General features: G+C 65.2%; 16 protein-coding genes. 3 read left to right on the forward strand and 13 right to left on the reverse strand.

Translation table 11 applies throughout. From position 1 onward, the window contains the following. Positions 1-27 precede the first annotated feature (27 nt). From LHL23_RS21620 to LHL23_RS21630, 3 genes are all read left to right on the forward strand, one after another. Positions 28-720, forward strand: a complete 693-nt coding sequence (locus tag LHL23_RS21620; RefSeq protein WP_226431535.1) for a ferredoxin — start codon at positions 28-30, stop codon at positions 718-720. Further along, positions 717-1214 carry a SixA phosphatase family protein gene (locus LHL23_RS21625; protein WP_226431518.1) on the forward strand — a complete coding sequence of 166 codons (498 nt, stop codon included), beginning with the start codon at positions 717-719 and terminating at the stop codon, positions 1212-1214. The genes LHL23_RS21620 and LHL23_RS21625 overlap by 4 nt, the downstream gene beginning before the upstream one ends. A 105-nt stretch (positions 1215-1319) precedes the next feature. Next, positions 1320-1772 (forward strand): DUF411 domain-containing protein, encoded by a 453-nt coding sequence (locus tag LHL23_RS21630; protein WP_226431519.1) that lies wholly within the window; start codon positions 1320-1322, stop codon positions 1770-1772. A 115-nt stretch (positions 1773-1887) separates the two neighbouring features. Here the strand turns inward: LHL23_RS21630 and LHL23_RS21635 are convergent, their stop codons facing one another. The 13 genes from LHL23_RS21635 to rplQ form a co-directional block, all read right to left on the reverse strand. Continuing rightward, positions 1888-2679: an amino acid ABC transporter ATP-binding protein gene (locus LHL23_RS21635; protein WP_039173494.1), complete on the reverse strand. Its 792-nt coding sequence runs from the start codon at positions 2677-2679 to the stop codon at positions 1888-1890. A 12-nt stretch (positions 2680-2691) separates the two neighbouring features. Continuing rightward, the gene (locus LHL23_RS21640; RefSeq protein WP_226431520.1) at positions 2692-3996 is read right to left on the reverse strand and encodes an amino acid ABC transporter permease; all 1305 of its coding nucleotides are present in this window, start codon (positions 3994-3996) and stop codon (positions 2692-2694) included. Between the two features lies 1 nt (position 3997). Beyond that, a complete protein-coding gene (locus tag LHL23_RS21645) occupies positions 3998-5245 on the reverse strand; it encodes an amino acid ABC transporter permease (RefSeq protein WP_222480436.1) in 1248 nt (415 codons plus the stop codon). A 126-nt stretch (positions 5246-5371) separates the two neighbouring features. Further along, positions 5372-6388 (reverse strand): amino acid ABC transporter substrate-binding protein, encoded by a 1017-nt coding sequence (locus tag LHL23_RS21650; RefSeq protein ID WP_222480438.1) that lies wholly within the window; start codon positions 6386-6388, stop codon positions 5372-5374. Positions 6389-6620: 232 nt separating this feature from the next. Beyond that, positions 6621-7325 carry an ATP12 family chaperone protein gene (locus tag LHL23_RS21655; RefSeq protein ID WP_222480440.1) on the reverse strand — a complete coding sequence of 235 codons (705 nt, stop codon included), beginning with the start codon at positions 7323-7325 and terminating at the stop codon, positions 6621-6623. A 3-nt stretch (positions 7326-7328) separates the two neighbouring features. After that, positions 7329-7997, reverse strand: a complete 669-nt coding sequence (locus LHL23_RS21660; RefSeq protein ID WP_222480442.1) for an HAD family hydrolase — start codon at positions 7995-7997, stop codon at positions 7329-7331. After that, entirely contained in the window at positions 7994-9040 is a 1047-nt protein-coding gene (locus LHL23_RS21665; RefSeq protein WP_222480443.1) for an RluA family pseudouridine synthase, read from the reverse strand. The genes LHL23_RS21660 and LHL23_RS21665 overlap by 4 nt, the downstream gene beginning before the upstream one ends. After that, a complete protein-coding gene (crcB, locus tag LHL23_RS21670) occupies positions 9037-9417 on the reverse strand; it encodes a fluoride efflux transporter CrcB (RefSeq protein ID WP_222480445.1) in 381 nt (126 codons plus the stop codon). Before crcB ends, LHL23_RS21665 begins: the two co-directional genes overlap by 4 nt. A 147-nt stretch (positions 9418-9564) precedes the next feature. Continuing rightward, positions 9565-10887, reverse strand: coding sequence for a replication-associated recombination protein A (locus LHL23_RS21675; RefSeq protein WP_226431521.1), 1323 nt, complete (start codon positions 10885-10887; stop codon positions 9565-9567). Continuing rightward, entirely contained in the window at positions 10887-12293 is a 1407-nt protein-coding gene (locus LHL23_RS21680) for a trypsin-like peptidase domain-containing protein (protein ID WP_226431522.1), read from the reverse strand. The genes LHL23_RS21675 and LHL23_RS21680 overlap by 1 nt, the downstream gene beginning before the upstream one ends. 197 nt (positions 12294-12490) lie before the next feature. Beyond that, positions 12491-13570, reverse strand: a complete 1080-nt coding sequence (locus tag LHL23_RS21685) for a 3-deoxy-7-phosphoheptulonate synthase (protein ID WP_226431523.1) — start codon at positions 13568-13570, stop codon at positions 12491-12493. Positions 13571-13865: 295 nt separating this feature from the next. Next, positions 13866-16289, reverse strand: a complete 2424-nt coding sequence (locus tag LHL23_RS21690; protein WP_226431524.1) for a CHASE3 domain-containing protein — start codon at positions 16287-16289, stop codon at positions 13866-13868. A gap of 171 nt (positions 16290-16460) precedes the next feature. Continuing rightward, the gene (rplQ, locus tag LHL23_RS21695; RefSeq protein WP_222480455.1) at positions 16461-16889 is read right to left on the reverse strand and encodes a 50S ribosomal protein L17; all 429 of its coding nucleotides are present in this window, start codon (positions 16887-16889) and stop codon (positions 16461-16463) included. Between the last annotated feature and the right edge of the window lie 129 nt (positions 16890-17018).

Here is a 17018-nt window from a genome sequence, read left to right on the forward strand (position 1 = left end):
GGCCCGATATTGCGCATCGCTGGCGTTATGGAGCATGAAACCCTGATCCGCCTTGCGATCTTTCTGGCCCTGTTTGCGCTGCTCGCCGCGGCAGAGGCCGGGCTGGCCGTCCAGGGTGCGCTGCACCCCGCCCGCCAGCCGGTCCAGGCGCTGGAGGGCGGCACCCTGCTGCTCCTGGGCACGGACAGCAGCTTCTGGCCGCTGCTGAAGGCTGCCCCGGAATACCGCGACGGCGCCCCGGACCCGGTCGACCGCTGGTCAGCGCGGGTGGTCGGGGCGCTGGCAGAAACCCTGGGCGGCAGCGCGTATTTTCCGTTCGGCGGGCCGCCCTACACGCCCTTCATCAACTGGGCGCTGGCGTCGGGCCGGTTTTTCACATCGCCGTCACAGATGATGGTGCATGATCAGGCCGGCATGATGATTTCCTTGCGGGGGGCCATTCATTTTGAACAGGAATTTGACATCCCCCCTCCGCCTTTGGCAAAGTCGCCCTGCCTTAGCTGCCCTTCCCGTCCCTGCCTTGCCGCCTGCCCGGTTTCGGCGCTGTCGGACGGAGCCCCCTACGACCTGGCGGCTTGCCACGGCTATCTCGACACACGCGCAGGTGCCGGCTGCATGACCGGCGGCTGCCTTTCCCGGCTGGCCTGCCCGCTGAGCCGCACCGCCCGCCGGAACCCGGAACAAACCGCACACCATATGAGGCATTTTCACCCGCAATGACTTGTACCCTGATCCTGACCCGCCACGCCAAATCCGCTTGGGACACCAATGTGCCCAGCGACCACGCCCGCCCGCTGAACAAGCGCGGCCGCCGCTCCGCCCCGGCCATTGCCGCCTGGCTGCGCGACAACGGCTACCTGCCGGATCAGGTGATCTCCTCCTCCTCGCAGCGCACCCGCGAAACCTGCGAGCTGATGGAGCTGGGGGTGCCCGCGCGGATCACCGAGCGGCTGTACCATGCCAACTCCGAGATCATCTTCAAGGTGCTGAGCGAGGCGGAGCAGAAGCGGGTCCTGCTGATCGGCCACAACCCCGGCATCGCCGCCTTTGCCCACACCATCGTGTCCAGCCCGCCGGACCATTCGCGTTTCGACGACTACCCGACCGGTGCCACGCTGGTGGTGGAGTTCGACATCGGCAGCTGGAAGGACCTCACCTGGAGCAGCGGCAGGGTGATCGATTTCGCGGTCCCGCGGGAGCTTCTGGGCGAGTAGTGCCTGCGGCAAGGCAGCGCATCCCGCGCAGGAGGCCTCTGGCGCCCGCGCACATGCGTGACTAGATAATCAGCCGGACAGACATTTGCCGGACTGGAGACCGTCATGCACCGCCGTTCCCTGCTGCTGGCCGCAGCCGCCCTCCCCTTCGCCGCCCTGCCGGGGTTCGCCGCGGCAGCGGAGACCATCCGCATCATGAAGTCGCCCACCTGCGGCTGCTGCACCGCCTGGGCCGATCATCTGGCCGCCGCCGGTTTCCAGACCGAGGTGCGCAATGTGGCGGATGCCGACCTGTGGGCGATGAAGGAGCGGCTGGGCGTCAGCGGCGATCTGGCCTCCTGCCACACCGCGATGGCCGGGCCTTACGTGATCGAGGGCCATGTGCCCGCGGCAGACATCCAGCGGCTGCTGGCGGAACAGCCCGCGGCGCTGGGGCTGACGGTGCCGGGAATGCCGATCGGCTCGCCGGGGATGGAGATGGGCGGCGAGCGCGAGGCGTTCGACACCCTGCTGATCCTGGCCGATGGCACGACCGAAGTGTTTGCCAGCCATTCCTGACCCAATCCGGCCTGATCTGGGCTTTTGAAACGAAGAAGGCCGGGCGCATTGCCCGGCCTTTCCGTTTGGTGATGCCGCGTAGGGTGGGCAATTCTGCCCACCGCCATGCGTTGCCTCAGTGGCCCAGGATCTGGCTGAGGAACAGCTTGGTGCGGTCGCTCTTCGGGTTGTTGAAGAACTCTTCCGGCTCGTTCTGTTCCACGATCTGGCCCGCATCCATGAAGATCACCCGGTTCGCCACCTGGCGGGCAAAGCCCATCTCGTGGGTCACGCAGAGCATGGTCATGCCTTCCTCGGCCAGTTCGATCATGGTGTCGAGCACCTCCTTGATCATCTCCGGGTCGAGCGCCGATGTCGGTTCATCGAACAGCATGATGCGCGGCATCATGCAGAGCGAGCGCGCGATCGCCACACGCTGCTGCTGGCCGCCCGACAGCATGCCCGGGTACTTGTGGGCCTGCTCCGGGATCTTCACCTTCTCCAGGAAGTGCATCGCCCGCTCTTCGGCTTCCTTCTTGGGCGTCTTGCGGACCCAGATCGGCGCCAGGGTGCAGTTCTCCAGGATCGTCAGATGCGGGAACAGGTTGAAGTGCTGGAACACCATCCCGACCTCGGAACGGATCTTGTCGATGTTCTTGAGGTCGTTGGACAGCTCGGTGCCATCCACCACGATCTTGCCCTGCTGGTGCTCTTCCAGCGCATTGAGGCAGCGGATCAGGGTGGATTTGCCGGAACCCGACGGGCCCGCGATCACGATCCGCTCGCCCTGGTTGACGGTCAGATTGATGTCGCGCAGCACATGGAAGGACCCGTACCACTTGTTCATGTTGGTGATTTCGATGGCAACCTCGTCGCTCACCTGCATTTTGGAGCGGTCGATTGCGCGGTCAGACATAAGTTCAGACATATGTTGAACTCCTTAACGGTGGTCCGTCTTGAGCTTGCGCTCAAGGTACATGGAATAGCGGGACATGGAGAAGCAGACGACGAAGAACAGCACCGCGATGAACGCGAACAGTTCCCAGTAGATGCCGTTCCATGCGGTGTCTGCGCGGATCGCGCTGGCAAGGCCGATCACATCGAACAGGCCGATGATCGATACCAGGGTCGTATCCTTGAAGATCCCGATGAAGGTGCTCACGATGCCCGGAATGGAGATTTTCAGGGCTTGGGGCATGATGATCAGGCGCTGTGCCTGCCAGTAGTTGAGGCCGAGCGAGTCGGCGCCCTCATACTGGCCTCTGGGCAAGGCAGCCAGACCGCCCCGGATCACTTCAGCCATGTAGGCGGCGGAGAACAGGGTCATCATGATCATCACCCGCAGGATGATGTCAAAGTTGGTTCCCGGCGGCAGGAAGATGTTCAAGAGCAGCGACGCCACGAACAGCAGAGTGATCAGCGGCACGCCGCGGATGAACTCGATGAAGCCGACACAGATGTACTTGACGATGATCAGGTCGGACTGGCGGCCGAGCGCCAGCACGATGCCGATCGGCAGCGAGACACCAATGGCCACGACCCCCAGCATGATCGCCAGCATGAAGCCGCCGAACTGGCGGCTCTGGACCGCTTCGATGCCGATGGGCAGCACCGAGGACAGCGCCCCGGCAACCGGGCCCGCCAGGATAAACCACCAGATCAGCGCGGCTGCAACACCGGCAATCATCGCCCAAAGCTCACCAATCGCCGCGGCGGCGTGTTTGATGATCAGGAAACCGATGACAAAACCCAGCGCGGCGCAGACCGGCCCCCAGATGGTGCCGCCCCACATCAGGAACGGCATGATGAAGGGGTAGGCCGCGGTCAGGATCAGCATCTTGGACGAGACCTTGTCCGAGAACAGGATCGGGCTGAGGGCTGCCAGCAGCAGCACCAGGGCCAGGATCGGGCGCCAGTACAGGTGGTTCGGGTAGAAGCCGAACAGCAGCTGCAGCCAGCGCTCCCGGATCACGCCCCAGCAGGCGTGGCCGTGGGTCGACTCCCAGGTGCCCTTCATGATCTCACGGCACTCGCTCAGCGAATCCGCGTTCCAGACAGACTGGAAGATCCAGGGCAGGACGCCGGACAGCACATAGTAGATGGCGCCGATCGACAGAACCGTCAGGATGGCGTTAAGCCAGCTGGAGAACAGGTTGTGCCGGACCCAGCCGATGACCCCGACCTCGGAGGCCGGCGGGTCCTTCTCAGGAAGCATTTCGGTGCGGACAAATCCAATATCAGACATCTCAGCGCTCCTTCAGCTTCACGGCTTCGTTATACCAGTTCATGATCGCCGAAATGGTCAGCGAGATGCCCAGGTACACCAGCATCAGCATCAGCACGCATTCCAGCTCGCGGCCGGTCTGGTTCATGGTGATGCCGCCAAGGGTGCCGGTGATGTCCATGTAGCCCACGGCAATCGCCAGCGACGAGTTCTTGGTCAGGTTCAGATAGTTGGAGATCAGCGGCGGGATGATCACCCGCAGCGCCTGCGGCAGGATCACCAGCGACATGGTCCGGTTCGGGCGCAGGCCCAGGGCGGATGCCGCCTCGGTCTGGCCCTTGGAGATTGCCAGGATGCCGGCCCGCACGATTTCCGCGATGAAGGCCGCAGTGTACAGCGACAGCGCCAGCCACAGGGCGATCAGCGAGTTGCGCAGATGGGTGCCGCCCTGGAAGTTGAAGCCCTTCAGCTCCGGGTACCCCAGGTGGAAGCCCAGCGCGATCAGCAGAACAAGGATCGGCAGCACGATCACCGCGGTGCGCATATGCCAGGTCTTGGGCCGGTCGCCGGTGGTCTCCTGGATGTGGTCAGCGCGCTGGCGCATCTTGATGGAGGCGAAAATGCTCAGGCCAAGCACCACCAGGATTGCGATCAGATCCAGGGAAACATCGAACCGCAAAGGGGAGCTGCCGAACAGGTGAATGTCACCCAGCGAACGGGAGAACAGGGGTTCCGGAATATAGGTGCCGCGGTTGGTCACCACCATGGCGCCGGTCTCGACACCTCTGTAGACCTTGGGGTGCGGCGTCGCTTCGGTGACGATGGCGAAAATCAGCACGATCCACAACAGCACCGGCACGTTGCGGAACATCTCGACGTAGATCGTCATCAGGCGGGCAACCAGCCAGTTGGACGACAGCCGCAGGACGCCGACCAGCACACCGATGACGGTGGCCGCGATGCAGCCGAGGAAGGCAATCACCAGCGTGTTCAAGAGGCCCAGGAAGGCGGCACGCAGGTGGCTGTCCTGGTTGTTGTAGTCAAGCAGGCGCTGGTTGATGTCGTACCCGGCGGTTTCGCCCAGGAACTTGAAGGCGACCGGTTTGCCCAGCGTGTTGAGGTTGATGATCGTGTTGTTGATCAGCCAGGCTGCCAGAAGCATGAACCCGAACATGGCGATGACCTGGATGGTCGCCGACCGGTAGCGGGTGTCGTAAAGGAGCATGGACAGCCGGAACTGCTCCTTTGGCGGGTCAGTAAGCGTTGACATATATTGTGATCCCCTGACTCCGGTTTCCTGATCCTGGCGGGGTTGTCCCCGCTCCGCAGCTGGCCGGAGCTTTTTTCAGATAGGAAAAGGGCGCAGGAAACTCCTGCGCCCCTCCCGGTGGTGTGTTTAGCGGAACGGCGGAGCGTACAGCAGGCCGCCTTCGGTCCACTGTGCGTTCAGGCCGCGGGCCAGGCCGACCGGAGTGTCTTCGCCGATGTTCTTGGCAAAGATCTCGCCGTAGTTGCCCTGAGCGGCAATCGCGTTCTTGGCCCAGTCAGCCGACAGGCCCAGCATTTCGCCCAGGGTGCCTTCGGTGCCCAGCAGGCGGTTGATTTCCGGGTTCTCGGTGCCGGCTGCCATTTCGCCCAGGTTGGCCGAGGTGATGCCCAGCTCTTCTGCCGCGACCAGCGCGTTCAGGCTCCAGCGGACAACGTCGCCCCACTCGTGGTCGCCATGGCGGACCAGCGGGCCCAGCGGCTCCTTGGAGATGATTTCCGGCAGGATCACGTGGCCCGACGGATCGTCGAAGGTGGCGCGGGTTGCGGCCAAGCCGGAAGCGTCGGTGGTGTAGACGTCACAGGCGCCTGCCAGGTACTGCTGCTGGGCTTCGGCGTTGGTTTCGATCGGAACCGGCTCGTAGCTGATGTTGTTGGAGCGGAAGAAGTCCGCCAGGTTCAGCTCGGTGGTGGTGCCGGTCTGGATGCAGACGGTGGCGCCGTCCAGTTCCTTGGCCGAGGACACGCCCAGCTCTTTCGGGACCATGAAGCCCTGGCCGTCATAGTAGTTGACGCCCACGAATTCGAACTTCAGGTCGACGTCGCGGCTGAAGGTCCAGGTGGTGTTGCGGGCCAGCATGTCGATCTCGCCGGACGCCAGCGCGGTAAAGCGGGTCTTGCCGGTGGTCGGCACGAATTCAACGGCGTTCGAGTCGCCCAGCACGGCTGCAGCCACAGCACGGCACACGGCAACGTCAAAACCTTCCCATTCCCCGTTTGCATTCGGGGCCGCAAAACCGACCAGGCCGGTGGTGACGCCGCAGTTCAGCTTGCCGCGGGCCTTCACGTCGTCCAGCGTGCCGGCAGATGCTGCGCCAGCCGCAAGACCGGCAAAGGTCATTGCGCCCAAAATAACGGATTTTTTCATATTTACCTCTTCCTGATAGCCCGCCATTCGGCGGTTCTTATTTTCCGGCGATCCCCCGCCGGATATGAGACTGAAGAAGGGTTTGCCCCTAATTCGTCGCTGAGTTTGGGCGCATTCATCAGCAAACGTCAAGTGCGCTATCAGGAATTTCGATGTACGAATTCCGCACGCAGGGCCAGCGCACGGAATTTTGTTTCGGGTTCCCCCTGTGGAAAAGTAATTTCTTGTCCTCTCAGGAAAAATCGTAGAATCGCTTGGCGTGCAGGAATTCCAGCCGTTTCACTTCGGCTGCGGCCTGCGCTTCCTCGTCCACGCCCCACAGTTCTTCCTGCCAGCGCTCGTCCAGGCGCGACAGCTGCCAGATCTCCTCGGCGCTGCGGCAGCCCGCAGCAGCCGCAAATCCAAGGATCAAAGAGCCTGAAATGCCTACCAGATCGTGAAATGCGGCCAGTTGGAAGGCGGTCATGGCGCGGACCTTCTCCGCCAGCGCGGCCAGCGCCGCCGCCTCCTGCGGCTGGTGCAGCACCCCGGCGCGCAGCTGCAGGCGCACCCCCAGTTCCGCCTCTGCCCAGTCCAGCAGCGGGTCCCATTCGGCGGCCTGCCGGGCCGCCAGTTCAGCCGGGGAGTCCGCCCGGTAGCACAGCAGATCGGTGTCGCCGTATTCAGCCAGCATCGCCGCAACTTCACTGTGCTGATGTGTCACCTTGTCAATCGCAGCGTTGGCCGACCGGGTGCAGGGCATGGTTTTCGGGTCAACTGATTCGCTTTGGGCGTCCCATTCGGCGGCAATTGCCTCGGCCATGCCCCGGGTCGGCACCATCAGCGGCGCCTTGGCGGGCGTCCGGACCCGGCGGCCGTCCAGCTCCACCGCAAAGCCGTCTTCGGTCTCCGCCACGGTGACCTCTTTCCAAAACCGTTTCTGTGCCCAGCCGCTCATCTCTTAGCCCTTCCAGATTTCTGCCAGCAGCGGGCGCAGTTCCGCGAAATCGCGGATCAGGTAATCGGCGCCCAATGTCTCTGCCGGGTGATAGCCCCAGGGCACGGCGATGGTGGTGACCCCCGCTGCGCGCCCCATTTCGATGTCAAACCGCGTGTCGCCGATCATCACGGTGCTTGCCCGCTCTACCCCGGTCTCCGCCATTGCGGTCAGGATCATCGACGGATGCGGTTTTGACGGGTGGTGATCCGCCACCTGACGGGTCACGAAACAGCTCAGCCCATGCGCCGCGATCAGCGCGTCAACGCCGCGCTGGGATTTGCCGGTGGCAACGCCCAGCAGGTATTCCGGCACCTCGTTCAGCTCTGCCAGCATCTCCCGCGTACCGGGGTAAAGCGGCGAATGCGCCGCGCCCGCCGCCTCGCGCGCCAGCATGTAGGAGGACTTGTAGCCCTCCACCAGCGCGTCCAGCGTTTCCGCGTCCTGCTCCGGTGCCAGCTCCGCCATTGCCAGCGGCAGCGACAGGCCGACGATGGACAGGATCCTCTCGCGCGGCGGCGTTTTCAGCCCGGCGCCCTCGAACGCCTCCGCCATGGCGCCGGTGATCGCGCCCTGGCTGTCGACCAGGGTGCCATCGACGTCGAACAGGATCAGCCGCAGCTCTGCGCTCACTTCAGGTCCTCGAACGGGTCGTCCGCTGCCAGGTCCTCACTCCAGCCGAAAGTGTCCCAGCTTTCCTTCATATGCTCCGGCAGCGGCGCCACCACGGCGATTTCCTTCTTGGTCACCGGGTGCTCGAACACCATCCGGCGCGCGTGCAGGTGCAGCTTCTTGGAGATCACGCCGCCGATCGAGGCCCCCCAGCCGTCGCCCAGGTTCTCCTGCCCGGAACCGCCGTATTTGCCGTCGCCCGCAATCGGATGGCCCATGCCGGACATATGCGCCCGCAGCTGGTGGGTGCGTCCCGTAATGGGCTCCATCGCCACCCAGGCGGCGCGGCTGGCCACGCGGTAGAGCGTGGCATAAAGCGTATGCGCCCGCTTGGCGCCTGGCGTGTCGTCGATGTCGCGCGGATGCACGTTGATCATCTTCTCGCCTTCGCCGGACTTTCCGTGGCCCGGCGCCTTCACCAGCCCGTTCTTGATCTCGCCCAGGTAGGGCGTCGGCACGCCGGCCACCAGCGCCCAGTAGATCTTGCGGGTGTTCTTGTGGCGGAAGGCGGCGGTCAGCGCCTGCGCCGCCTTGCGGTTGCGCGCCAGCACCAAGACGCCGGAGGTGTCCTTGTCGATCCGGTGCACCAGCTTGGGTTTTTCCTCCAGCCCGAACTTCAGCGCCTCGGCCAGCCCGTCCACATGCTTGGTGGTTCCGGAGCCGCCCTGCACCGCCAGCCCCGCGGGCTTGTTCAGCACGATCACATCGTCGTCGCGGTAGATCACGCAGGACTGGATCATCTTGGCATCGGCATCCGAGATTTTCATCTCGCGCGGCGCGGCAGGTTTCAGGTCGCTGTCCGCCAGCGGCGGCACCCGCACCACCTGCCCCGCCTCGACGCGGGTATTGGCCTTCACGCGGGCGCCGTCCAGCCGCAGCTCGCCCTTGCGGCACATCTTCTCGATGCGGCCCTGGTTCACATGCGGAAACAGCCGCCGCAGCCAGCGGTCGATGCGCTGGCCGCTGTCGTCTTCGCTGACGGTAATCATCTGAACGCCGCTCATGCGAACACTCCTCTTGCGGCCATCAGGCCCAGAAACAATCCGCCGACCGACAGGCCCACGGACAAAGCTACATAGAGCGCCGCCTGCCCGAAGGCGCCGCGCTCGATCAGGTTGGCGGTCTCCAGCGAGAACGCCGAGAAGGTGGTGAACCCGCCCATCAGCCCGGTCATCACCAGCGGGCTGAGCCAGGTCAGGTCCCGCAGCGCTGCCGCCACCACGAACATCCCCATCAGGAAGGAACCGAGGATGTTTACTGTCAGGATCGCCACCGGGAAGTCGTGATGGCCCAGCAGCCGGATGATGCCCAGGCCGGACAGATAGCGGCACACCGCTCCGATTGCGCCGCCAAGGGCCACCATGGAAACCGAAGAAATCATCCCCGTCCTGTCGCCGGCGCAGGCAGGGATGTCAAGTTTTGCCCGTATTGCACGGCGTGCAGGGCTGACGCAGGCACACGCCCTTCCCTTTCAGCTTTCCCCAAATACTCCCGCCGGAGGCAGCGGCTTTCCCGCAGGAAAGCCGCTTCACTTGTTCCGCTTCAGCCTAAGGTTCGCGAAGTAATCCGTGCGCCGCTTCAGCTCGCGCTCGAATCCGCGCTCCACCGGCTGATAGAGCACCGGCCGCTTCACCCCGTCGGGGAAGTAGTTCTGGCCGGAGAACCCGTCCTCGGCGTCGTGGTCGTAGGCATAGCCCTCTCCGAAGCCCTGCTCCGCCATCAGCTTGGTCGGAGCGTTCAGGATGTGCTTGGGCGGCGGTGCGCTGCCGGTCTGCTTGGCCAGCCGCCGGGCGGCCTTGATGCCGACATAGACCGCGTTGGATTTCGGCGCCAGCGCCAGGTAGACCGCGGCATTCGCGAGCGCCAGCTCGCCCTCCGGGCTGCCAAGCCGCTCATAGGTCTGCCAGGCGTTGAGGCAGACGGTATTGGCCTGCGGGTCGGCCATGCCGATGTCCTCGGTCGACATCATCGTCAGGCGCCGGGCCAGGAACCGCGGGTCCTCGCCGCCCTCCAGCATCCGCGCCAGCCAATAGAGCGCCGCATCCGGGTCGGAGCCGCGGATCGATTTGTGCAGGGCGGAAATCAGGTTGTAGTGCTCGTCGCCGGACTTGTCGAACTTGGCCGCGCGCCGCATCAGCCGTGCCGACAGCGCCTCCCGCCCCAGCGGCGCCTCCACCTTCCAGGCGGCGACTTGTTCAATAAGGTTCAGGAGCGCCCGCCCGTCGCCATCGGCCATCTCGTGCAGCGCATCGCGGGCATCGCCCGACAGCGGCAGGGCGCGGCCCAGCTCCTTCTCGGCGCGCTGGGTCAGGCGTTCGAGGTCCGCCAGCGACAGCCGCTCCAGCACCAGCACCTGCGAACGGCTCAGCACAGCGGCGTTCAGCTCGAACGAGGGGTTCTCCGTCGTCGCCCCCACCAGGAGGATGGTGCCATCCTCCATATGCGGCAGGAAACCGTCCTGCTGGGCCTTGTTGAAACGGTGGATCTCATCCACGAACAACAGTGTGCCCTGGCCGTTCTGGCGGCGGATCTTGGCGGCCTCAAAGACCTTGCGCAGCTCCGGCACGCCGGTGAAAATCGCCGAGATCTGCACGAAATGAAGGTCGGTCTCCTGCGCCAAAAGCCGCGCGATGGTGGTTTTGCCCACGCCCGGCGGTCCCCAGAAGATCAGCGAGGACAAGGAGCCAGAGGCCAGCATCACCCCCAAGGGCGCCTCCGGCCCCAGCACCTGTTGCTGGCCGATCACCTCCGCCAGCGACTGCGGCCGCAGCCGGTCTGCCAGCGGCCGGTTCACGCCGGCCTGCTGCGCGCCGCCGTCCGCGGGCGCGGGGCTGCCGAACAGGTCCGCCATCAGGTGCGGAACCGCAGGGTGACATGCTGGCCGCGGCGGTTCAGGTCCAGCTGAATCCAGCGGCCGCCGTTTGCCAGGATGGCATAGACATCATCAGTGCTGGTCACCGGCTTGCCATTGACCGCCAGCAGCGCATCGCCCGGCTGCACCCCGCCGCGCCCGGCATAGGGGCCGGGATCGGTGACCACCACGCCCTCCGCCGACAAGGGCAGGCCGAGGCGGGCAATCACCTGGGGATTGATCTGCGCCACGGTCAGGCCGGGCAGCGCGGTCTTTTCATCCAGCTGCACCGGGTTGGCGGGCGGCTGGTCCGGCGCGGTGATCATCGGCACTGCGACCACGTCGCGCTCTGCCCCGCGCAGGCGGGTGATTTCAGCCGTGCCGCCAAAGCCCGAGACAGACATGCGGAACACCATCTCGGAGGGCGAATTCACCACCTCGCCGTCCACATGGGTGATCACGTCGCCCACCTTGAACCCCGCCTTGGCAAAGGGACTTTCCCGGTGCAGGTCGGAGACCACCATGCCCTCCGGCAGTTCCATCCCCATCGAGGCAGCCAGATCCGCATCCACCGGCTGCCCGGCCATGCCGGCCCAGGGGCGCTGGAACTCCTCAGCGCCGTTTTGCGCCTGCTCCACGAACTCCCGCACCAGGTTCGCCGGGATCGCAAAGCCGATGCCGTTGGAACCGCCGGAGCGCGACAGGATGCGGGTGTTGATGCCGATCAGATCGCCGTTGACGTCGATCAGCGCGCCGCCTGAGTTGCCCGGGTTGATCGGCGCGTCGGTTTGGATGTAGTAGCCAAAGCCGTCGCCCGCCCCCATGCCGGTGCGCGCCAAGCCGGAGATGATGCCGCTGCTGACGGTCTGCCCCACCCCGAACGGGTTGCCGATTGCCAGCGCCAGCTCGCCCACCTCAACCTCATCGCTGTCGCGCAGCTCCAGATACGGCAGGTCCGCAGCCTCTTCCAGCTGCAGGATCGCCAGATCGCTGGCCTTATCGCCCAGGATCACCCGCGCATTGTATTCGCGCCGGTCATTGGTCACCACGCGGATTTCGGTGGCGCTGCCGACGACGTGGTAGTTGGAGACCACGATGCCGTCCGCCGACAGGATCACCCCGGAGCCGAGCGAGTTTTCCACCCGCGGCTGCGGCTGGGAAAAACCGCGGAAGAAATCATCGAAGAACGGGTCGTTCATGAACGGCGAGCGGCGGCGCTGCTGCACCTGGCGCACCACCTTGGCATAGATGTTGACCACCGCCGGAGACGCTTCCTTGACCAGCGGCGCAAACCCCAGCGCGATCTCCGCCTGGCTCTGCGGCACCTTTGTTTCCGCGGCGGCGGGCAGGACCATCGCAGGCAGGGCAAGACACAGGGCAAGGGCGGTCAGGGTTGGGCGGATCATGCGGACTCCGTTGGTTGCTGCCCGAAGGATATGCGGAGCGCGCGCCCGGATTGCAAGGCTGGAGGCAAGCCTCATCCCTGCGGGGCGGAGGGGCGCTGCCCCTCTTGGCCTGACGGCCAATTCACCCCGGGATATTTTCAGCCAGATGAATAAAGGATCAGACCGCGCAATTCAGCGGCCTGTCCCCCTGGCAAACCTCAGGCCTCCGCCAGTTCTGCCTGCGGGGCCGCCGCGCGGCGCTTGGCAACCGCGGCGGCCAGATGCTCCAGCTCTGCCACGGTGTCCTCCCAGCCGAGGCAGCCGTCGGTGATCGACTGGCCGTAGGTCAGCTCCCCCTTGCCCAGGTCCTGGCGGCCCGCCACCAGATGGCTTTCGATCATCACGCCGGTGATGCGGCTGTCGCCGCCGGCGATCTGCGCCGCCACATCGCGCAGCACCGCGGGCTGCTGCATCGGATCCTTGCCGCTGTTGGCGTGGCTGGCGTCAATCATCACATGGCCGCGGATGCCGTCTTTTTCCGCCAGCTGGCAGGCCGCATCGACGGAAGCCGCATCATAGTTTGTGCCGCCGCCGCCGCGCAGGATCAGGTGGCAATCCGGGTTGCCGCTGGTGGCCGCAATTGCCGCACGGCCCGATTTGGCCAGCGCCATGAAATGATGCGGATGCGCGGCAGAGCGCACCGCATCCACCGCGATCTGCACATTGCCGCGGGTGCCGTTCTTGAAGCCCACCGGGCAGCTGAGACCCGACGCCATCTCGCGGTGGATCTGGCTTTCGGTGGTGCGGGCGCCGATGGCGGCCCAAGCGACCAGATCGGAGATGTATTGCGGCACCGCGGTATCCAGGAACTCTGTCCCGACCGGCAGGCCCAGGGCGTTGATGTCCAGGCACAGGCGGCGCGCCAGCCCCAGGCCCTCGTTGATGCGGAAGGAGTTGTCGAGGCCGGGATCGTTGATCAGCCCCTTCCAGCCCGAGATGGTGCGGGGTTTCTCGAAGTAGACCCGCATCACGATCTCCAGTTCGCCCGCCAGCCGCGCGCGCAGCGGCGCCAGGCGGCGGGCATAGTCCATCGCCGCCGCGGGATCGTGGATCGAACAGGGGCCGACCACCGCAATAACGCGGCCGTCGCGGTCGTGCAGCACGTCCTGAATGGCGGTGCGGCTGGCCAGCACGGTATCGGTGGCCGCCGCCGTCGAGGGCAGCTGCGACGCGAGGTCCTCGGGGGAGATCAGTTCCTGCATGCCGGTGATGCGGAGGTTTTCGGTCTGGGGTGTCATGTTTCAGCTTCCTTGGCGGGAGGCCCTTGGCGCTGCGGCGGATACAAAAAAACCGCCTGCGGGCTGCGGGCGGTTGGTGGTATCCTGGTGCGTTCCGGTCTCTTAACTCAGAATGCGCTGACCCCTCCGTCCGCCATGTGGCGCGGATAAAAGAAATACCAGAATGCGGCATAGGTACGGGTCATGGGCCGGACGCTAGCGGAGATTCGCGGGGCTGTCACCCCTGAATTTCCCCGGCAGAATGCAGAAGGCCCTCCGCGCGGGAGGGCCCTGTGCTTAACCTTTCAGGCGGGCCTCAGAAGTCCTGCCACAGATCGCGGGCGGCGTTGCCGTCTGCCGGGGCCATGGCCACCGGCGCCGGGCTGGCCTCGATCTCCCAGTCCTCGCCGCCATGGGCGGTGGGCAGGGCGTCTGCCGCCGCCGGAGCCATGGGGGCAGCCGGGGCCGCAGGCGCAGCCGCGCTGGCGTCCACCTGGAACCGCGCCACCAGGTCGGCAAGCTTCATCGCGTCGCTGTTCAGCAGATGGCCTGCGGCGGTGGCTTCCTCCACCATTGCGGCGTTCTGCTGGGTCACCTGATCGAGCTGGGTGACACCGGTGTTGATCTCATGCAGGCCGGTGGACTGCTCCGCCGCGCCTTCGGCGATTTCCGAGACCAGCTGCGAGATATGGCTGACGCGGCCGACGATCGACTGCAGCGCCTGCCCTGCCCGGCCGACCAGATCGACACCCTGGTCCACCTGGCGGGAACTGTCGGAGATCAGCGTCTTGATCTCCATCGCCGCGTCCGAGGAGCGCTGCGCCAGCGCCCGCACCTCAGAGGCGACCACCGCAAAGCCGCGGCCCGCCTCGCCTGCGCGGGCGGCCTCAACGCCGGCATTCAGTGCCAAGAGGTTGGTCTGGAAGGCGATGTCGTCGATCACGCTGATGATCTGGGAGATCTTGTTGGAGCTGTCCTCGATCCCGCTCATCGCGGCAACCGCTTCCTGCACCACCTCGCCGCTGCTTTCGGCCTCCTGGCGGGCTTCGCGCACGGTGGTTTCCACGTTGCGGGCGCCCTCCGCCGCGGACTTCACCGAGGCCGTCAGCTCATCAATCGCCGCGGCGGTTTCCTCCAGCGTCGCCGCCTGGCTTTCGGTGCGGTGCGACAGGTCGTCGGAGGCCTGGCTGATCTCGGCAGCGCCGCTGCGGATGCTGGCGGCGGCCGCGATCACCTGCTGCACGGTGGCGTTCAGATTGTCGACCGAGCCGTTGAAGTCGGCGCGCAGCTGTTCGTATTCCTCGGGGAACTCCTCAGCTATGCGAATGGTCAGATCGCCATGGGCCAGCCGTGACAGACGCTCGCTCAGCTCGCGCACAACGCCCGCCAGTTCGGCGTCCTTGCTCTCCGCCTTCTGCGCTTCCGCTTCCTGCATCCGCACCAGCTCATCGCGGAATTTCTCCAGCGCGCGGGCCATGTCGCCGACCTCGTCGCCGCGGTTCTGACCGCGGATCTCTACCGCGTTGTTGCCCTCGGCCAGGCCGCGCATCGACACCACGATGCGGCGGATGCCGGAGGCGATGCCGGAGGCGATCAGGAAGGCCATCACCGCACCGATCAGGATGGCGCCGCCGATGGCGGCGGGGATCATGGTCCGGGTCTGGGCGCCAAGCGCCTCATTGGCGGCGCGGCGTTCGGCCATGGCTTCCGCACCTGCGGCCTGCAGGGCAGTCATGGTGCCGCGGAAGCGGTCGAAATATTCCTTGCCCTTACCCTCGGCCACCAGGTCTGCCATGTCGTCCATGGTTGCGGCGCTGCCGATCACCCGGCGCAGCTGCAGCATCGGCACAACCACGTCATTGCGCCAGTTGCCGATGATCTCCGCCACCGCATTCAGCCGGTTGGTCTGCATCAGCTTGTCCGTGAACGCCTCGCGCAGGCTGGCCATAACCTCGTTGAAGCGTTCGTTGCCTTCCATGTAGGGATCGAGAAACGCCCGGTCGCCTGCCAGAAGGAAGCCGCGCACGCCGGTTTCCATGTCAACGGCGGCAGCCAGCAGGTCCTTGGCGGTGCTGATCACCTCGTGGGCCCGCTCCACTTCCTCCAGCGAGGTGCTCAGATAGTCGGGATCGGCAATACCGGCATTCACCAGCGAGGAGAAGATATTGCGGCGGTTGGCAAGCTCCACCTCCTCATCCTCGATGATCTTGCCGACTTCGGAACGGAATTCCTCAAACAGGACCCGGCCCTTGGACTCCTTCACCGCGTCCGCCATGTCGTTCATGCTCATGGCGTCGCCGATCTCGCGGCGCAGTTCGATGGCGCCGGCGGCCACGTTCTCCTGCCAGCCGGTCAGGATCTGCTCCGCCTCGTCCAGCGTGGCGAGCATCTCCGCATCATCCCCCGCCAGGCCGCGCAGGCTTGTCAGGGTTTCGGCCACACGGGTTTTGCCATCCTCAAACGGCACCAGGTATTCCTCGCGGCCCGCCAGCAGATAGCCGCGCAGCCCCGCCTCCATCTGCGAGGCGGCCTCGGCCAGGGACTGCGAGCCGGTCAGGATTTCCTGGGTGTGGTCCACCGCCTTGGCCGATTGGTCCATCCGGCCCAGGTTGAAGACCGCCAGCACGCCCACCCCGAGCACCAGCAGCAGCGGCAGCACCGCAACGGAGACGATTTTCACCCTGGTGCTGAGGTTTGCCAGTGAGAACCGCCTGGCTGCGGAAGTCTTCTTTTTTGCCATCACATCTGTCCCGGAGGTTTCGGATGGCAAAGTTAAGTCAGAATAAAATTACGATTCCCTTTCTGCAAAGAGCGCCGGCCGCAGGCAGCGCCGGATGCCGTGGCGTAAAGAAAAACCCCCGCTCCGGGCGGAGCGGGGGCCAGACAGTGAACCCGAAAGGTTCAGCGCGTCTTATTCGTCTGCTTCAGCAGCTGCTTCTTCTGCTTCCAGGCGGGCCTTGTCGGCGGCGCCTTTGGCGGAAACGTCGCGGTCGACGAACTCGATGATTGCCATCGGAGCCATGTCGCCATAGCGGAAGCCGGCCTTCAGAACACGGACATAGCCGCCCTGACGGTCCTTGTAGCGCGGGCCCAGAACCTCGAACAGTTTCGCGACGTCCTTGTCCTCTTTCAGCTTGGAAGCTGCCTGACGGCGGGCGTGCAGGTCGCCGCGTTTCGCCAGGGTGATCAGTTTTTCAACGATCGGGCGCAGTTCTTTTGCCTTGGGCAGGGTGGTCTTGATTTGCTCGTGCTCGATCAGCGAGCCGGCCATGTTGGAGAACAGGGCCTTGCGGTGCTCATGAGTACGGTTCAGGCGGCGGTAACCACGTGCGTGACGCATTTTTCAATTCCTTATCTTGCGTTTTGCTTTGTCAGGCGGCTGATGCGTGTCAGCCGCTCTCCTTGGGGCGGATGCCCAGATTGTCCCCGGCAGTCCCGGGCATTGAAGAGGAGGGCCGGAGCCCTCCTC

Origin of the sequence: Leisingera sp. McT4-56 (assembly GCF_020514995.1) — a bacterium.
Taxonomy (GTDB): Bacteria; Pseudomonadota; Alphaproteobacteria; order Rhodobacterales; family Rhodobacteraceae; genus Leisingera; species Leisingera aquaemixtae_A.